This is a genomic window from Streptomyces sp. NPDC056161 (genome assembly GCF_042268025.1).
In the GTDB taxonomy this organism is placed as follows: Bacteria; Actinomycetota; Actinomycetes; order Streptomycetales; family Streptomycetaceae; genus Streptomyces.
The window spans coordinates 1-17,033 of sequence record NZ_JBHJUV010000037.1 but is presented as its reverse complement, the minus strand read 5'-3'; the positions used below and the strand labels follow the sequence as shown (position 1 = coordinate 17,033).

Here is a 17,033-nt window from a genome sequence, read left to right as displayed (position 1 = left end):
TCACCCGTCCCGTGGCCCGGCGCGCTCCGGCACCGTCCGGCACGGCCCCGATGCCGGACGCCCGGCGTCGGACGCCGAACCGGTGTCGGTCCGTCCGCGGCACACGGACCTACGCGGCACACCGTCACATCCGCAGCCGCGGTCGGCCGCCGGACGCGTCCTCGCCTCCGCCGCCGGACGCCCAGCTGCGGCCGTTCGCCGCAGGTCAGCGACGGCTCTTTGCCGTCTGCTGGGCGTCGTTGCACAGGTCGAAGATCGCGTCGGCCAGATCCGGCAGGTCGGTCAGGTCGATGTTCCTGGGGTTGGCGGCGTAGCCGATCAGGCCCAGGAGGCGGTGCACGATGTCGGCCTCCTGCTGCTGGCGCTGCCAGTGCGCGTCGTGGAGACCGTCGTCGACCAGCGGAGGCGGCGTGTTGCGGAAGCGTGCGTCCTCGTCGACACATTCGCGCAGCGCCTTGGGCCACACCAGCGGCTGCCGGCGCGGCGCCTTCTCTGGTGCCGCCTCGCCATGGCGGATGGCGTGCATGATCCGGGCCTCGTGCGAGCCGTCCACACGTTGCTGCAGATCCTCGATGGCGGCGAGTTGGGCGGCCACCCGGCGGATCCGGACGGCGTGGTTGAGGGCCCACTGGCGTTCGGCACGGCGGCTGCGCCGGCCACGGGCGTACTCCACCCGCTCGCTCTGCGTGGGGGGCACCGTGCCGTCGGGACGGGTGTAGGAGCGTCCGAGTTGCAGATGGCGCCGTTCCGCCGCCTGACGCCCGCTCAGTTCCTGCCACTCCGCGATGCGCGCCCAGGTGATCCGCTTCGTACGTGCCAGCGTGGTGAGTTTCAGTTCGTCGTGGTCGAGTTTCTCGCGGAGCATGCGGATGCCGAGCAGGGCCGCCAGGATCTCCGGTTCCGTGGCGTCGGGCTGCAACTCGCCCTCGGCCCGCTGGCAGACGCGGTCGTAGTTGCGGGCGATGTCCATCAGCCGGCCCGGTGAGTCACCGTCGGGGCGCGGGAGGCGTCGGACGCCCGGCGTCTTCTCGGTGAGCACGGCCCAGGCCCGCGCCCTGTTGCGCTGTTTGCGTTCGTCCATCGGGCCTTCCGCGTCGTCCGTCGTCTTCATGACGACACCTCGCGTCGTCCGGCGGACGACGTTGCGGACTCATGAGCCGACGTCGGCACGGCGTCGGCGGCGCCGGGAACGGGCGGCTCGGCGGGTTCGGCGGTCGTCTGCGCCCGACGGCGCCCGGGGTTCCTGCGCCGCCAGGCCGCCCGCGCGGCGCCGGTGGCGAGCATCGTGAGCGCGAACAGCACCGACGCCATGTACTGAGCGCCGAGTTCATGGATGAAGGATGTGGACATCGTGCGGTCGGCGCACGGCGGGCGTGCGCGCGTTGCCTCCCTACGAGGGTCGCTGGTGCGCAGGCGGGTTCCGCCCCGAACGAGCCGCGCGGGGATGCCGGGAACGCGCCCCGAGCGGAACAGCCTGCGACGGCGCCGCTACGGCGCGTCTGTGACGGAAGTCTGCCGGGCGTACGTCCCCCGCATATGCACTCCCGACCGACCCGCCATATTCGCCACCCCCCGCCACCCCTCACCCAACGGATGAATGGCGACAAAACGGTGCAGGAAATGGGTGAAGGAGTGTCGTCGCCCTGATGCGCCGCTCACCCCGACCTCACTTTCGGATGCGCTCGATGCGCCCAACTGCCCTGCGAACCGGCCCGGTTAGGGCGAGACAGGGCCGGGCCCGGCTGCCCGGTGTGGTGCCCGACGCCCGGCCGGGGCCGGGACGCGAGGGACGGCCGGCACCCGGACCTGCCCACCGGCTTGTCGGCGGAGCTGCTCCGGGCCGCGTCACCCCAGGAGCCGGGACCGGACGCGTCCTCGCCCGCTCCCACGAGTCCGACACCGGGCAGGTCTTCAAGGCCCGGCGATCCGGACCCGGTCGCTCTCGCCGTCGGAGAGGAACGCCGCCAGTTCCCGGCCCTGTTCGGCGACGGCGGTACGGTCGGCGCGGGACAGGCCGCGCAGCGGGGTGACGGAGACGGTGCCGGCGCCGGCCTTCCAGGTCGCGGCGACCCGGCCGTCGACCAGCACCACGCGCTCCCCCGCGACCGACAGACCGCGATGGGCGTCGTCGACGATCCGGCTGCGGTCGTGGTAGCCGAGGATGGCGTTGTCGAAGGCGGGCAGGAACCGGACGGGGGCCGGCGTGCCGGGGTCGGGGCGGGGCGCGTCGGGCAGGTCGAACAGCTCGCGGCCCCGTTCGTCGCGGAAGGTGATCAGTTCCCCGCGGACCGCGGCGACGGCGGCCGGCAGCCCGGCCAGCCCGCACCAGGCACGCAGATCGGCCGAGGCCGCGGGGCCGAAGGCCGCCAGATAGCGCCGTACCAGCGTCTGGCCGACGGGGTCGAAGCCGTCTTCGGCCGCCGGATCGGGCTCTCGGCCCAGCCAGGAGGAGAGCAGGACGTTGCGCACCCCTGCCTTGGCCCGCCACAGTCCGCGCGGCGGCAGCTGCGCCACCGGGACGAGGGCGGCCACCAGCATCTCGCCCAGAGCCCGTGGCGCCGGTTCCGGCCAGCGCTGGGCGAGCGCCCGCACCAGCTCGGCCGTCGAACGGGGCCGGCCGTCGGCCATCACCGCCCGGCCCGCGGCGGCGAGTTCGTCGAGATCCACCCCGGTGAACTCGCGGCGGTAGGTCCCGAGCACCCGCTGGCGCAGCATCGTCTCGTGACGGGACCGCCAGGCCAGGGCGTCGGCGGCGGTGAGCAGGTGGACGGTGCGCCGCATGAGGTGGATCCGTACCGTGCTCGGCCGGGTCAGCAGGTCGCTGAGGCGGGCGGGGTCGAACGCGCGCAGCCGCGACCAGAGCCCGACGAACGGCTCCTGAGGCTCCTGGGCCTGCAGACCGCACAGGTGCGCCACGGCGTCGTGGACGGGGAGGTCGGCTCGTTCGAGGAGAAGCTGCCGGGCGAGGGTGGCGCGGTTGAGCGCACGGGAGTCGAGGACGGTCATCGGGTCACCGCGGCCCGTTCTGCGGCCGGCCGCCTGCCCGCGCGCGGGGCGTCCGGCGGGTCCGACAGGTGCCCCGGTTCCGGTCGCGGTCCCCGCTGCCGGCCGGTCCGGACTGCGCGGGGCCCGGACAGTGGGCCCCGGTCCGGACGGCGGCCCGTCCCGGTTCGCGCCTTGTTTCGCGCATTCTCACAGTGACGCTGATCCTTTTCTCACGGTGACGCTGTTCCTTTCGCTGCCGCGCGGGGCTGCCGCGCGGGGCTGCCGCGCGAGGGGGTGCGGCGATGCCGCCCGGACCGGGCCGCGACGGCGGCCCGGTCCGGCGGGACCGGTGTCAGGTCGCCTTCTGTCCGTCGAGCGTCTCGCGCAGGATGTCCGCGTGTCCGGCGTGCTGCGTGGTCTCGGCGATGACGTGCAGCAGGACCCGGCGCACGCTCCACGCCCGCCCCGGCTCGTTCCAGGGCGCCTCCGGCAGCGGGTGTGTCGCCGAGAGGTCGGGGACGGCGGCGATGACCTCGTCACTGTGGGCGGCGGTGCGCTCGTAGCGTTCGACGACGCCGGCGAGCGTCTCTCCGGGCAGCATCCGGAACTCCTCCTGGTGGTCGATCAGCCACTTCGGGATCTCCCGGGCGGTACCGGAGGCGATGTCCGCCCAGGTGACGCCGTCGGGCAGGTCGAAGTTCAGTGCCGAAGGGCCCTCCAGGGCGAAGCGCAGCCAGCCCTCCTCGACGGACGTGACGTGTTTGATCAGCCCGCCCAGGCACAGTTCGCTGACCGTCGGGCGCTCGCCGGCCTGTGCGTCGGTCAGCCCGTGCGTCGTCCTGGTCAGGGCGGCACGCGCCTCGGCGAGCTCGGCGAGCAGATCGGCCCGTTCGCCGTCGAGCGTCGCGGGGGTCGTGGTCGTTGCATTCACGGTGATCGGATCCTTCTGTTCGCTCTCATTGGTCCGGCACCGACCACGATCGCAGCGGTAGCGGTCAGGGTGTGGCCGCTACTCGGGGCAGTATGGGTGCCATGCCGAAAACCTCAGCGCGCCTGCTGTCCCTGCTCTCGCTGCTCCAGGCCCGCCGGGACTGGCCGGGGCACCTGCTGGCCGAGCGGCTGGACGTCAGCGCGCGCACCGTGCGCCGCGACGTCGACCGGCTGCGGGAACTGGGCTATCCGATCGTGGCCGTCAAAGGCCCCGACGGGGGGTACCGGCTCGGTGCGGGCACCCAATTGCCGCCGCTGCTGTTCGACGACGACCAGGCGGTCGCCCTCGCCGTCGCGCTGCGGGCCGCCGCGGCCACCGGCGCGGGCATCGAGGAGGCCGCGGCGCGGGCGCTGACCACCGTACGGCAGGTCATGCCGGCCCGGTTGCGCCATCGCGTCGACGCCCTTGAGGTGACCGCCGTCGAGCGTGCGGGAGCCCGGCCGAATCCCCAGGCCGACCCCCAGGTGCTGGTGGCGCTCGGCACCGCGGTACGGACCCGCGAGGTGCTGCGCTTCGACTACTCCCCCGTCACCCTGCCGACGGGCGCCGCTGCGGGGTCCGGCGCGGGGTCCGGCGCGGCGCCGCCGCGCCGGGTGGAGCCGCACCATCTCGTCACCTGGGGCGGGCGCTGGTACCTGGTCGCGTGGGACCTCGGCCGGGACGACTGGCGTACCTTCCGGGTCGACCGGATCGCCCCGCGCACCCCCACGGGGCCCCGCTTCAGCCCGCGCGAACTGCCCGGCGGGGACGTGACCGCCTACGTGACCGCGAAGTTCCAGGGCCTCGGCGACGCCGGTCACCTGCCGTGCCGGGGCGAGGTGATACTCGACCTGCCCGCCTCCGCGGTGTCCGCGTACGCCCATGACGGCGTCGTCGAGGAACTCGGCCCCGGCCGTTGCCGACTGCTCCTCGGCGCCTGGTCGTGGCCCTCGCTGGCCGCAGCCCTCGGCAAGTTCGACGCCGATCTCCAGGTCGTCGGACCGCCCGAACTGCGTGACGCCTTCGCGTTGCTGGCCCGCCGCTACGCCGACGCCGCGGCCCGGATGCCCGCCGAGCCCACCGCCCCGCCGCCGGGCCGGTGACCGCGGCCGGACCGGAACGGCGACGCGGGCACGGACGGCCCTGGGCGGCATGGCCGGACGACGACGCCCGGGTCCGGCGGGACACCGCTCCCCCGGACATGCGATTGCGCGCCGTCACGGCGGTGTGCCTGCCGGGAGGCGGGCGCGGTCAGCGTTCCACCGTCGGGTCCCAGGCCGGCCGGGTGGCCTTCGCCAGTTCGTCGATGACCGTGTTGCAGAAGGCGGGCAGGTCCCCGGGGCAGCGGCTGGAGATGAGCCGCCCGTCCACGACGACCTCCTCGTCGACGACCTGCGCGCCGGCGTTGCGCAGGTCGGTGCGGATGCTCGGCCAGGAGGTGAGACGCCTGCCGCGCAGCACGTCCGCCTCGACCAGGGTCCAGGGGCCGTGGCAGATCGTGGCGACCGGTTTGCCGCTCTCCATGAACTCCTTGACGAACGCGACCGCGTCGGGGTCCATGCGCAGTTGGTCCGGATTCATGGTGCCGCCGGGGAGAACGAGCGCGTCGTAGTCGGCGACGGCGGCGTCGGCGACCTTCCGGTCGACCGTGAACGTACCGGCGGGGTCGATGTCCATCTGCCGCGCGCTGATCTCGCCGTCGTGCAGGGAGATCAGTTCGGTCTCGGCCCCGACGCCGTGCAGTGCCCCGCGGGGCTGTTCGAGTTCCACGCGTTCGACCCCGTCGGTGGCGAGAATGGCGACCTTGTGGCCGCGGAGTTCGTCGGTCATGTTCGGCTCCTTGCAGAACGGCATGGCGGCCCGCGAAGGGCGCCCCGCCGCCACCGCTGTCGATCGCGGCGTGGACCGCCGACGCGTCGACGACCGCTCGGCACCCGTTTCGGGCACCCCTTCACCGCGGCCTCGGGCCCGGCTCTGTGCGGGGTATCCCGCTTGGCACGAAACATGCGCGCACGGCGGCAGAAAACTGCCGGGCCCCCTCGTGGGCCGCCTGATCCGTCCGGGCCCCGGGCCGGGGCACGGACGGGTCAGGCGGGAGCGGCCGGGTCCTCCGCGGGGGCGGGCTGCCCGCCAGGAGTGAGCAGGGCGAGTTCGTCACCGAAGCCCACCAGGAGGTCCCCGTCGGGGAACGGGGCGAGGGAGCGCACGTCGTACGGGAAGGGCATCGGCGGGCCGGCCTCGCACCGGGCGGCCAGGTCCCAGGTGCGTACGGTGCCCTCGCCGGCGCTGACGGCCAGGGGGCGCCCGGCACGGGTGGTGACCGTGAGCGCGGTGACATGGCGGCGGTGGCCGCGCAGGGCGCCGCCGAGCGGGTGGCCGGTGGCGAGGTCCCAGACGTGGAGCGCCGGGTCGAAGGCGGCGCGGGTGACGGCGACGGGGCGGCCGTCGACCACCGTCGTCACGGCGCCGTCCACGCCGCGCCGGTGGCCGGTCAGGGGTAGGCCGAGCGGACGGCGGTTCACCAGGTCCCAGCGGCGTACGGTGCGGTCGCTGTGGCCGGTGACCAGGACCGTGCGCCCGTCGACCAGGGCGCCGGTGACCGCCTGCACCGGCGCGGCCCCCGTGAGCGGCGGGCCGTCGGCCTCCCCCGAGTCCAGGTCCCAGATCCGTACGGTCCCGTCCCGTCCGCCCACCAGGACCCGGACCCCGTCCGCCGTCCGGGCCGTCCCGAGCGCCCTCGGCCAGGCCGCGGGGCACACCAGCGGCGGGGCGGACTCCCGGCCCGTCGCCGGGTCGCTGATCCGGACGAGCCCGTCCTCACCCAGGCTGAGGACCAGGGTGCGACCGGCCACGACGGCGGTGGTCACGGCGTGCACCGTGCCGTCGTGCCGGGTCAGCGTGCGGGCGGTCCGCGGACCGGCGGCCACGTCCCAGACCCGGACGGTGCCGTCGAGCATGCCGCCGACGGCCAGCCGGTGTCCGCCCGGGACGGCCGTGGCGAGCGCCGTCAGCGTCCCGCCGTGGTCGGCCGGCGCGTCCCCGTCCCGGCGGTGTGCGGTCCGCTCCCAGCTGCGGACCAGACCGTCGAAGGCCCGTGCCACGAGGACCGGCCGGCCGGCGTCGGCCGTCACGGCCACCTGCTCCACCGGCTGGTGGTGGCCGGTGAACGGGTCGCCGAGTTGCCGTCCGGTGGCCGGATCCCACACCCGGACGGTGCGGTCGCGGCCGCCGGTGACCACCTGGATGCCCCCGGCGGTCCGCGTCGCCGCCACCGCGTCGACCCGGCCGCCGTGTCCGGCCAGGGCCGCGCCGTACGGCCGGCCCGTGGTCAGGTCCCACACCCGCGCGGTGCCGTCCTGGCCGGCGGTGACGGCGAGCGCGCGCCCGTCGTCCGCGGTCACCGTGGCCACCGCGGTGACGGGGGCGGTGTGCCCGGCGAGCGGGGCGCCGAGCTGCCGGGCGGTCAGCAGATCGCGGACCAGCACCGCGCAGTCGTCCCGGCCCGCGGTGACAGCGATCGGCCGGCCCCGCACCACGGCGGTCGCCACGGAGACCACCCAGCCGGTGTGGCCACCCGCCGCCTCGGCCTCCTCCCGCCCGGTGGCCAGGTCCCAGGACCGCACCAGGCCGTCCCAGCCGCCGGTGACCACGACCGTACGGCCGTCCACCTCGGCGCTCGCCGCCGCGACGATCCGGCCCCGGCCGACCACCAGGGGCTCACCGGCCCGCTCGCCGGTGCGCAGGTCCCAGGCCCGCACGGTGTCGCCGTGACGGCCGGCGTCGGGCAGCCCGTCGGGGCCGTGCCGTTCGTGGCCGGTGAGGACGAGCGGGGTGCCGGCCGCGTCGAGCACCGTCACCACCCGGGCACGGGAACCGGCGGCGAACCCGGCCGTCCGCTCACCGCTCAGGACGTCCTCGACCCGGACGCCGCCGTACCCGTCGGTGTCGACGGCCACGACGCGTCCGTCGACTTCGCCGAGCACCGGGCGGAGGCCGTCGCGGTCGCGCACCCTCAGCAGCCGCTCGTCCGCCTCCCGGCCGGTGGCCCAGGCGACCCGCCACGGTTCCGGCCACCGCGGCGGCGGCCCGTCCGCCGCCGCGAGGTCCGCGAAGGCGGCGGCCAGGGCGGGCAGGCCGAAGCGGGTCGCCTCCAGGGCGAGCAGCCGGGCCCGCGCGCCGGGCTCCGCGTGCCGCAGCAGGTGCATCGAGGAGCGGTAGACCGCCGCGATCCGCCGTTCCCGCGCGGTCGCGCCGACGGCGGGCAGCGCGCGCAGCACCTGGTCCGGTGGCGCTCCGGCGAGGAACGCCGCATCCGCCCAAGAGGTTTCGGGCACAGTCACCCGTGTCTCGCCTTCCTCAGTGGATCTGTCGGGTGACCGTCAGCGCGGCAGGCGCCGGTGACCGCGGCGGGGGCCGCGGCCCGTGTCGGCGGCCAGTGCCAGTACGGTGCCCTTGCCGGTGCCGACGTAGACGATGCCGTCGGCGAACGCCGGGCTCGTTCCGCTGTCGTCCAGCGCGTGCCGCCACCGGACCGCGCCGTCGGCCAGCGCCACCTTGACCAGCCGCCGCCCCGCCTTGGCGGTGACGAGCCAGGCCGAACCGCCGCTGATCGTGACCGACGACGCGCCGTAGCCGCTGGGCAGTTGCCACACCGGGTGGCCGGAGTCGGCCCGGCAGGCATAGGCGCCGCCGTGGCTGTCGCCGACGAGGACCAGGCCGCCGGAGACGGCCGGGGTGGCGTCGATCACCCCGGCCGCCTGACTGCCCCAGCGGTGCTCGCCGGTGGCCGCGTCGTAGGCGTGGAGTTCGGCCCGTCCGGTGCCGACGTACAGCGTGCCGTCGACGACGCTCGGGGTGCAGCACGTCAGCTGGGTGTCGCGGCCGGGGTGGTGCCACAGCCGCTGTCCGCTTCTCGCGTCGAAGGCGCTCAACGCCCCCGTCGCGCCGTGCACATGGACCCGTCCGTCGGCCACCGCGGGGCCGGACGCCGATCCTTCGGGCAGCGGTGACTCCCAGCGCGGCTCGCCCGTCGCGGCGTCCAGCGCCCGCAGCCCGCTCGCGTCGCGCAGCGCACGGGCCGGGTTGTGGACGACGTACACCAGGCCGCCGTCGGGCACCGGCGCGGCCGAGCGCCCGACCGTCCGCTGCCAGCGTTCCTGCCCGTCGTGCACGCCGAGGGCGTGCAGGACGCCGTCGCTCCCGACGACGAACACCTGCCCGCCCGCGACGGCCGGGCTGCCGGTGAGCCTGCTGCGGGCCGCGAACCGCCAGCGCGGCTCCCCCGTGATCGCGTCCAGTGCGTAGCAGTCGCCGTCGGTGCAGTTGACCAGGACGGTGCCGGCGCTGACGACGGGTTCGGCGATGACGGGCCCGCCCAGGGTGACGCTCCATGCCTCGAAGCCGGCCGGCGGCCGGCCGGCGGGGAAGACTCCGCTGTGCGCCGCGTCGCCGCGGTACATGGCGGCGGGGGCGGGCGCGGTGGCGGGTGTGTCCCGGGGCGGCGGCACGGCGGGCCTGCGGACGGCCGGTGCCGGGGTGCCGGGGTGGGCCTCGTCCTCCGGGCGCGGATCGACGAGGTCCGCCAGCCGGATCAGTGACCGCAGTTCCTCCAGCAGGGCCGCGTCGTCGTGGGTGAGCGGATCCGTTTCGGGCGGCCGCGCATGGCACAGGTGCTCGCCGTCCACCCGCCACGCGAGCCAGGCCCGGTCGTCCGCGAACTCCCGTACGGCGGGTGTCAGCAGCCGTTCGGCGGCCGTCGGGTCCGCGGTCTCCACGACGTGGACCTGGTCGTAGGCCGGATCGCCGATCTCGTGGAGGTGGCGGTCGGGTCGGTCGCGGACCACTTGTTTCAGCAACGGGACCATGGTGTCGACGGCCAGCCCGTGCTTGGAGACGGCGGTCAGCGGCAGCGCCGCGGACAGCTCCACCAGGATCACGGTCTGCACGCCGTACCGCGGCTGCCGCGGCCAGCCGCGCGCGGGGGCGCTGTTCACACAGTCGAAGACGGTGACCTTGCGCCCCTCCAGCGGCCCGCTGACCGCGAACCTGGCCGCCCACTCGCCCGTGGCCGCGCCGATGACCGCGTCCCGCCAGCGTTCCAGCAGCGCGGGCCGCTCGTCCTCGTACGTCCAGCCCTGCCGCTGCGCCCACTGCCGTCTGCTCTCGGCCTGCCGGCGCAAGTCCGTCCGCCCCGCCATACCCACCCCTGTCCGCCCCGTGAACCCTGCCTCGTCGGCAGGCCGCTGTGCCTGCGGAATGCCACTGTGTATCACGAGGGATGTTCATGTTCCGGTTCCCGGGTCCGGTCTCCTGCGCGGTGGCCGCCGACGCGGTGGGACGGGGTCGGGTCCTGGGCGGGTCGCTCAACACCGCTTCGTCCAGGACCGGTTGACGGTCCGGTGGGAGACGGGTCCGGGACGGCCGTCCCGGCGCGGCGGCGCGCTGTGGCTGTCCGTCCCGGCGCGCTACGGCTGTCCGTCCCGGTCGGCGGGACCGGCCCCCAGGTAGAAGTCCTTGCGCGCGGCCACGAACTCCTCGACGGTCTCGGCGGGTACGCCCGTGACGCGTGCGACGTCGTCGCAGGCCCGGTCGTAGCGGTTCTCCCGGTGCAGCCGGGCCATGGTGGCGATGTGCTGCTCGGTGTGCGGCGGCAGGCCCGCCTCGGCGAGCACCTGTGCCCGCCACCGGTCGAGCGGCACGTCCACGTAGGAGACCGGACGGCCCAGCGCCCGGGAGAACTCCTCCGCCATCTGCGTCATGTCGAGGGTGCGCGGCCCGGTCAGTTCGTAGACGTGCCCGACATGCGGGGCCGGGTCGTGCAGCACGGTGGCGACCACCCGCGCCACGTCGTCCGTCGCGATCGGTGAGGTGCGGCCGGTGCCGAAGGGCAGCTCGATCGTGCCGCGCTCCCGGATCGAGCGTGCCGCGAGCGTCGTGAACAGCGGATTGTCGAGGAACGCCGTCGGCCTGATGTGCACCACCGGCAGGCCCGACCAGTTGAACACCTGTTCCGCGAGCCAGTGCAGCCGCTGCTGGTCCGACTCACCGGTGCTGGTGGCGGTCATCTGGGACACCGTCATCTGCGACATGTCGACCAGGCAGTCCAGGCGGCCGTGTTCACGTGCGACGGTGGCCACCACGGTCGCCGCGAGGAGGTGGTCCGGCGACACGGGCATCGCGAAGTACATCCGCGCGGCGCCGTCCAGCGCGGGCGCGACGGTCTCGGGCCGGGTCAGATCGCCGACGACCACCTCCGCGCCGAGCGCGCGCAGCGGCGCCGCGCGGTCGTCGTCGTGGTGGACCAGCACGCGTACTGGCACGTCGAGCGCGCGGAGCTGTTCGAGTGCTCTGCGGCCCACGTCACCGGCGTGGGCGATGAGAACGAGACTGTCCGCAGCCATCGGCCGGGTCTCCTTCCGGCCCCGGGGGCTTCCGGCCGGGGCGCCGAGTGGTCGTGGGACTCCGTTCCCCAATCTAGGACGCCGGTCCGTGACGGGCAGGTCGGCCCGCGGTGTCCTCGCGGGACGCGGCACCCCGCCCAGGGCCGGTGCAGTCGGCGAAGTCCGGCCGTCGCACCGCCGGGCAGGCCGCTGGGGACGCCTCACCCGGATGGCGGACGCCCCTCCCGGGACGGCCGGGGCGCGGGCGGCCACCCGGTTGCCGCCTCCGGCGGCTGCGCCTTGAGTGGAGCCAGCGCGCTCGGGGCGACAGGCCCAGCAGGCACGCGTACCAGCAGCAGGCATACGTACCAGCCGGGACCGGCCCGAACCGGAGGCATCATGTCCGACATCCGCCCGCCCATCACTCCGTACCTCGAACCCGCCGCGCGGGCTCTGGCCGAGGCCACCGACCCGCACCCCCGTCTCCACGAGGTGCCGCCGGAGAAGGGGCGGGACCTCCTCCAGGGGTTGCAGAGCGGCGAGGGCGTCAGGCGTCCGGAGGTCGACGAGGAGTGGGTGACCGTCGACGCGGGCAGGTGGGGACGGGTACGCACCCGGATCATCCGGCCCAGGGAGGCCACCGGCCCGCTGCCCGTGGTCTTCTTCGTCCACGGCGCCGGCTGGGTGTTCGGCGACGACCTGACGCACGACCGCCTCTTCCGGGAACTCACCGTCGGGGCCGGGGCGGCGGGCGTCTTCCCCGTCTACGACCGCGCCCCCGAGGCGAAGTACCCCACCCAGGTCGAGCAGATCTACGCGGTCGGCCAGTGGCTCGCCAAGCACGGATCCGAACACAGCCTCGACGCCGACCGGGTGGCGGTGGCCGGCGACTCCGTCGGAGCCTGCATGTCGGCGGTCTTCACGCTGATGAACAAGGAGCGCGGCGACCTCGACATCAAGGCGCAGGTCCTGCTCTACCCGGTCACCGACGCCGATTTCGACACCCCGTCCTACCGGCAGTTCGCGGAGGGCTACTACCTCACGCGCGACGGCATGATGTGGTTCTGGGACCAGTACTCCGCGCCCGACCAGCGGACCGAGCCGCACGCGGCGCCGCTGAGGGCCGGGCTCGACCAGCTCAGGGGCCTGCCCACCACTCTCGTCATCACCGACGAGGCGGACGTCCTGCGGGACGAGGGCGAGAAGTTCGCGAGCCGGCTGCGCGAGGCGGGCGTGGACGTCACCGCGGTCCGGGTGGGCGGCATGGTCCACGACTTCATGATGCTGGACAGTCTGCGCGACACCCATGCCGCGCGGGTGACCCGCCACCTGGCCGTGCGCACCCTCCGTGAGGCCCTGCACGGCAGTTGACGAGGTGGATGGCGGCCGACGACCGGCCGGGGCCGCCGGGCGCGCGGGGCCGCCGGGCGCGCGGCCACGCCGGCCGGACGAACCGACGGCCCCGGCCGGTCCTCGGGAGGGAACGACGGCCCCTGCGGGGGGCGGAGGGCACCGCGATCCCTCCCGACAGCGAAGGAGACAGCGGCCCGGCCGTCTGGCCCCCGCCCGGGAGACGGCGGGCTCAGGCCGTCAGCCGGGCCAGCACCGAGCGCATCGCCCGGCGGACGGCCTCGCGTGACTCCTCGGTCACGTCGACGGTCTCGAAACCGTGCCGTCCGTGCGGCACGTCGACGACCTCGACGTCCGCGCCGTGCCGCCCGACCGCGGTCAGGAACTCCTCGACGGTGACGGCGATCTCGGGCGCCTCCCGGCCCGCCCGGACGAGCACGACGGGCGGCGCGCCCGCGTGCGCCACCGCGTCCGCCGGCCGGAACCGGCGGCCGGGCAGCCCCCAGTTCGGCAGCGGCGCCAGGACCGGATAGCAGGCCGCAACACAGCGCAGCCATGCCGGGGACGTGCGCAGCCAGTCCGCCATGAGCAGTCCGCCGCCGGAGAAGAACCACAGCGCGACCCGGTCCGCGGCCACCCGCGGATCGGCCCGTACCCGCTCCACCGCGGCAGCCACGTCCGCGGCGGCGCGCTCGTAGTCGGCGACGTCGTGCAGCCGGTGGTCGAGGGTCACGCCCATCGCGCCCTGCCCCGCGGCACAGCGGGCGTAGCCGACGAGGACCGGCCAGTCCCTGGGGGTGGGCCGGGCCCCGGCGGGCAGCGGGCCGCCGTGCACGAAGACCACCGCCGGCCGTGGGCCGGGAGCGTCCGGCAGGTACAGGTCGACGTTCTGCGAGCGCTCCCGCGGGAGTTCGGGCACCTCCAGCAGGAACGGCCGTAGATGCGCGGGTTGTTGTGCGGCGCCGGCGGGCGTCAGCCGGTGCCCCTCGCCCGCCGCGGCCCCAAGCAGCACCTCGGCCAGCTCGGCGGGGCGGGACAGCATCGGCCAGTGCCCGGTGTCCAGTTCGAAGAAGGTCACCCGAGGGTCCACGAGCGCGGCCAGGGCGGGGTCACCGAAGTCCACCAGTCTCTGGACCAGTTCGATGCCGGCGCCGTTCCCGGTGCACAGCACCCCGGTGGTGGGCACCGCGGCCGCCGCGCCGGTCAGCCGCAGCGGCTGGAGCAGGGTGCCCGGCGGCTGCGGCACGGCTCGGGCGGTGAGCCGTGCCAGCGCGGCGTCGGGGATCCCGGCGGTGCTGCCGAAGCGCTGCCACTCGGCGGGGGACGCGGGGGCCGGCACCGCGTCGGCCTCCTCCGCCGCGCCGCCGGCCAGCCGTGCCCGCAGTTCCTGGTCGGGTACCGCGGCCAGGGCCGGAACGCCGTCCCGCGGCGGTGCCGCGTCCACGCACACGATCCGGGCGACGCGCTGCGCTCGCAGGTCGGCGGCGCCCAGCGCCGGATGGACGCCGTAGTCGTGGCCGACCAGCACGATCTCCTGGCCGGCCGCGGGGTCCACCGCGTCGATCGCGGCGACCACGTCCGCGACATGTGTCTCCAGGTCGGCACGGGAGCCCGCGCCGCCACCCGCGGTCTCCGGCCCGGTGAGGGTGAGCGGGTGTGCCTCGGCGCCCGCCGCGGCCAGTCGCGCGGCTGTCTCCGCCCACACATGTGCGCCGGTGAACACACCTGGCACCAGGATGAATACGGTCATGAACCTCTCCTCGGCACGCGATCGTCACGGACCGGCCCGGTAACCCGGCCCGCGCTCGCCGGTACCGTAGGAACTCCCCCGGAGGGAGATTCAACTGTCATGTCGTACGACGGCCTGTGGAGCATCGGCGAACTGGCCGGGCACGCGGGCGTCACCGTCAAGACCGTCCGCTTCTACTCCGACCGCGGCCTGCTGCCGGAGACCGCCCGCAGCACCGGCGGGCACCGCCGTTACGGCCCGGGTGCGCTGGAGCGGCTGCGGCTGATCCGCGCCCTGCGCACCCTCGATCTGCCGCTCCCCCAGATCCGCCGCATCCTCGACGAGGAGTGCGCGCGCGACGGTACGGATGAGGTGGACGGGGTCGGCGGGACGCACGGGGCCGGTGGGGGAGACGGCGGGGGCGGCGCGCTGGAGAGCGCCGTCGCCGGGCGGCTGCGCGACCTCGGCTCCCAGCTGACGGCCCTGCGCTGGCGGGAGGCGGCGCTGCGGCTGGTGCAGGAGTCGCCGCGCGGGGTGCGGGCCGAGCGGCTGCGACTGGTCGGTGCGCTGGCCGTGCCGCCGAGCACGGCCTCCATGGTGCGGTTCTGGCGTGCCTGGCTGCCGGCGCGGATGCCGGCCCGGTCGGTCGCGGCGTTCCTGGACGTGGCCGTTCCGCCGCCGCCCGAGGACCCCGCGCCGGAGCAGGTCCTCGCCTTCGCCCGGCTGAACGCCCTGACGACGGGTCCCTGCACCGGCACCGAACGGTTTCGGCCCGCCGCGCACACGTCCGCGAGCGTCGGCGCGCTGGCCGGGCTCTACGCCGGACTGGCCGAGGCGTACGAGCTGGCGGGCGCGCAGCTGCGCCGGGGCCGGCCGCCGCGTCCCGGCGAGGCACTGGACGGTTTCGTGGCCGCGTACACGGGTCCCTACGGCCGCCGGGACACCCCTGACTTCCGTCGGCTGCTGGCGGGCCGGCTCGCGGCCGATCCGAGGATCGACCGGTACTGGGAGCTGACGGCCGTGGTGCTCACCCCGCCGGGCCACCGGCCGGAGCCGACTCCCGGGTCCGCGCACGACTGGCTGCTCGCGGCGCTGACCGCGCAGAACGCGACGAGGCTCTGACCCCCGCCGCTCCGCCCCGGGCGCCCCTCGGCAGGCGTCCGGCGACACCCGCGCGCGGCAATCTCCGAACGAGATGACTGTCATCCAAATTCATCGCCGTGGACGGGGAAGCAAAGAGCACCGTCACGCGCTGGTGAAGCTGTGGGCATCGACGAAGCTGCTCGCCCCCAGACCCCGGCTCGCCCCGAGGAAGGCATTGTGTCCACTCCACCCGATCTGAGCACTCCCCGTCGCCCGCCCACCGGTACTCCGGGCGCCCCCGGCGCTCCCGCCGCCTCCGGCGTACCCGGCTGGCTGGTCGCCCTGCTCGCTGTCTCCACCGGCATGACCGTCGCCAACCTCTACTACGCCCAGCCTCTGCTCTCGTCGCTGCGCGGCGTGTTCGGCGTCAGTTCGGACACCGCGGGCCTGCTGATCACCCTCACCCAGATCGGCTATGTCATCGGCATGCTGTTCCTGGTCCCGCTCGGCGACCGGCTGGAGAAGCGCAACCTGATCACCGTGCTGCTCGTGGTGACCACCGCCGCCCTCGTGGCCGCGGGCCTCGCGACCGGCTTCCCCATGCTGCTGGTCGCCTCGCTGGTCAGCGGCGCCACGTCCGTCGTCGCCCAGATCCTGGTCCCGTTCGCCGCGAGCCTGGCCCCCGACCACATGCGCGGCCGGGTCGTGGGCCGGGTGATGAGCGGTCTGCTCACCGGCATCCTGCTGTCCCGGACGCTGAGCAGCCTGGTCTCCGGCGTGGCCGGCTGGCGCGTCGTCTACCTCGGTTCCGCGGTTCTGATGGCGGTGCTGGCGGTGGCGCTGCGCGTGGCGCTGCCCGCGCAGGCGCCCACCATCTCGGCGCCCTACCGTCAGGTGCTGCGCTCCACCGCCTCCCTGGTGCGCGCCCACCCCGCGCTGCGGCGCCGCGGCCTGTACCAGGCGGCGATGTTCGGTGCGTTCAGCGCCTTCTGGACCACGGTGTCCTTCGTCCTCACCAGTGCGCCCTTCGACTACTCCGACGTCGGCGTCGGCATCTTCGCGCTGGTCGGCGCGGCCGGCGCGGGCATAGCCCCGCTCGCGGGGCGCTGGGCGGACCGCGGGCTGGCCCGGCCGCTGACCGGCGGCGCGTTCCTCCTCGCCGCGGGGGCCTTCGCCGTCGCGGGGTTCGGGCAGCACAGCATCTGGTTCGTCGCCCTGGCGGCGGTGCTCCTCGACATGGCCGTGCAGAGCACGATGATCCTCGGCCAGCACACCATCTACCAGCTCGACCCGCACGCTCGGGCCCGCCTCAACTCGGTCTTCATCGCCACCTTCTTCCTCGGTGGCGCCCTCGGGTCCCAGCTCGGCTCGATCGCCTACCACGCCGAAGGATGGGGCGCGGTGAGTGCGTTCGGCGCGGCGCTGCCGGTCCTGGCGCTCCTGTACTGGTTCAGCGAACGCCGCCCGGCCGGGCGGTCGCCGCAGCCCGCGTGAGGCGGCCGGGCCGCAGCGGACCGGCGCCCGCCGGGGTGAACCC

At 75.2% G+C, this 17,033-nt stretch carries 13 protein-coding genes; 4 read left to right on the top strand and 9 right to left on the bottom strand.

Annotated features, from left to right (window positions below):
* Nucleotides 1–205: 205 nt before the first annotated feature.
* The 4 genes from ACFC09_RS29645 to ACFC09_RS29630 all read right to left on the bottom strand — a co-directional run bounded on the left by ACFC09_RS29645 (nt 206) and on the right by ACFC09_RS29630 (nt 3,916).
* Nucleotides 206–1,111 carry a hypothetical protein gene (locus ACFC09_RS29645; RefSeq protein WP_376533405.1) on the bottom strand — a complete coding sequence of 302 codons (906 nt, stop codon included), beginning with the start codon at nt 1,109–1,111 and terminating at the stop codon, nt 206–208.
* Nucleotides 1,108–1,350, bottom strand: a complete 243-nt coding sequence (locus ACFC09_RS29640) for a hypothetical protein (RefSeq protein WP_376533404.1) — start codon at nt 1,348–1,350, stop codon at nt 1,108–1,110. Before ACFC09_RS29640 ends, ACFC09_RS29645 begins: the two co-directional genes overlap by 4 nt.
* Nucleotides 1,351–1,911: 561 nt before the next feature.
* Nucleotides 1,912–3,006, bottom strand: coding sequence for a winged helix DNA-binding domain-containing protein (locus tag ACFC09_RS29635; protein WP_376533403.1), 1,095 nt, complete (start codon nt 3,004–3,006; stop codon nt 1,912–1,914).
* A 331-nt stretch (nt 3,007–3,337) separates the two neighbouring features.
* Nucleotides 3,338–3,916, bottom strand: coding sequence for a DinB family protein (locus ACFC09_RS29630; RefSeq protein ID WP_376533402.1), 579 nt, complete (start codon nt 3,914–3,916; stop codon nt 3,338–3,340).
* A gap of 101 nt (nt 3,917–4,017) precedes the next feature.
* Here ACFC09_RS29630 and ACFC09_RS29625 point away from each other — a divergent pair, with 101 nt between their 5' ends.
* Nucleotides 4,018–5,058 carry a helix-turn-helix transcriptional regulator gene (locus tag ACFC09_RS29625; RefSeq protein ID WP_376533401.1) on the top strand — a complete coding sequence of 347 codons (1,041 nt, stop codon included), beginning with the start codon at nt 4,018–4,020 and terminating at the stop codon, nt 5,056–5,058.
* A gap of 148 nt (nt 5,059–5,206) precedes the next feature.
* Here the strand turns inward: ACFC09_RS29625 and ACFC09_RS29620 are convergent, their stop codons facing one another.
* The 4 genes from ACFC09_RS29620 to ACFC09_RS29605 all read right to left on the bottom strand — a co-directional run bounded on the left by ACFC09_RS29620 (nt 5,207) and on the right by ACFC09_RS29605 (nt 11,355).
* Entirely contained in the window at nt 5,207–5,785 is a 579-nt protein-coding gene (locus ACFC09_RS29620; RefSeq protein WP_376533400.1) for a type 1 glutamine amidotransferase domain-containing protein, read from the bottom strand.
* A gap of 257 nt (nt 5,786–6,042) precedes the next feature.
* Nucleotides 6,043–8,295: a WD40 repeat domain-containing protein gene (locus ACFC09_RS29615; protein WP_376533399.1), complete on the bottom strand. Its 2,253-nt coding sequence runs from the start codon at nt 8,293–8,295 to the stop codon at nt 6,043–6,045.
* A 39-nt stretch (nt 8,296–8,334) separates the two neighbouring features.
* On the bottom strand, nt 8,335–10,152 hold the full coding sequence (locus ACFC09_RS29610) for a PQQ-binding-like beta-propeller repeat protein (RefSeq protein ID WP_376533398.1): 1,818 nt from the start codon (nt 10,150–10,152) through the stop codon (nt 8,335–8,337).
* Between the two features lie 267 nt (nt 10,153–10,419).
* Nucleotides 10,420–11,355: an NAD(P)H-binding protein gene (locus ACFC09_RS29605; RefSeq protein WP_376533397.1), complete on the bottom strand. Its 936-nt coding sequence runs from the start codon at nt 11,353–11,355 to the stop codon at nt 10,420–10,422.
* A gap of 378 nt (nt 11,356–11,733) precedes the next feature.
* Here ACFC09_RS29605 and ACFC09_RS29600 point away from each other — a divergent pair, with 378 nt between their 5' ends.
* A complete protein-coding gene (locus ACFC09_RS29600; RefSeq protein WP_376533396.1) occupies nt 11,734–12,705 on the top strand; it encodes an alpha/beta hydrolase fold domain-containing protein in 972 nt (323 codons plus the stop codon).
* Nucleotides 12,706–12,916: 211 nt separating this feature from the next.
* Here the strand turns inward: ACFC09_RS29600 and ACFC09_RS29595 are convergent, their stop codons facing one another.
* Nucleotides 12,917–14,434 carry an alpha/beta fold hydrolase gene (locus ACFC09_RS29595; RefSeq protein ID WP_376533395.1) on the bottom strand — a complete coding sequence of 506 codons (1,518 nt, stop codon included), beginning with the start codon at nt 14,432–14,434 and terminating at the stop codon, nt 12,917–12,919.
* Nucleotides 14,435–14,533: 99 nt separating this feature from the next.
* Here ACFC09_RS29595 and ACFC09_RS29590 point away from each other — a divergent pair, with 99 nt between their 5' ends.
* The gene (locus ACFC09_RS29590; protein WP_376533394.1) at nt 14,534–15,535 is read left to right on the top strand and encodes a MerR family transcriptional regulator; all 1,002 of its coding nucleotides are present in this window, start codon (nt 14,534–14,536) and stop codon (nt 15,533–15,535) included.
* 198 nt (nt 15,536–15,733) lie between these two features.
* Nucleotides 15,734–16,990 (top strand): MFS transporter, encoded by a 1,257-nt coding sequence (locus ACFC09_RS29585; RefSeq protein WP_376533393.1) that lies wholly within the window; start codon nt 15,734–15,736, stop codon nt 16,988–16,990.
* Nucleotides 16,991–17,033 lie beyond the last annotated feature (43 nt).

Coding starts and splice junctions, on each gene's coding strand:
- ACFC09_RS29590 (WP_376533394.1), top strand. CDS start 14,534: ATGTCGTACGACGGCCTGTGGAGCATCGGCGAACTGGCCGGGCACGCG.
- ACFC09_RS29625 (WP_376533401.1), top strand. CDS start 4,018: ATGCCGAAAACCTCAGCGCGCCTGCTGTCCCTGCTCTCGCTGCTCCAG.
- ACFC09_RS29595 (WP_376533395.1), bottom strand. CDS start 14,434: ATGACCGTATTCATCCTGGTGCCAGGTGTGTTCACCGGCGCACATGTG.
- ACFC09_RS29605 (WP_376533397.1), bottom strand. CDS start 11,355: ATGGCTGCGGACAGTCTCGTTCTCATCGCCCACGCCGGTGACGTGGGC.
- ACFC09_RS29645 (WP_376533405.1), bottom strand. CDS start 1,111: ATGAAGACGACGGACGACGCGGAAGGCCCGATGGACGAACGCAAACAG.
- ACFC09_RS29610 (WP_376533398.1), bottom strand. CDS start 10,152: ATGGCGGGGCGGACGGACTTGCGCCGGCAGGCCGAGAGCAGACGGCAG.
- ACFC09_RS29620 (WP_376533400.1), bottom strand. CDS start 5,785: ATGACCGACGAACTCCGCGGCCACAAGGTCGCCATTCTCGCCACCGAC.
- ACFC09_RS29635 (WP_376533403.1), bottom strand. CDS start 3,006: ATGACCGTCCTCGACTCCCGTGCGCTCAACCGCGCCACCCTCGCCCGG.
- ACFC09_RS29600 (WP_376533396.1), top strand. CDS start 11,734: ATGTCCGACATCCGCCCGCCCATCACTCCGTACCTCGAACCCGCCGCG.
- ACFC09_RS29640 (WP_376533404.1), bottom strand. CDS start 1,350: ATGTCCACATCCTTCATCCATGAACTCGGCGCTCAGTACATGGCGTCG.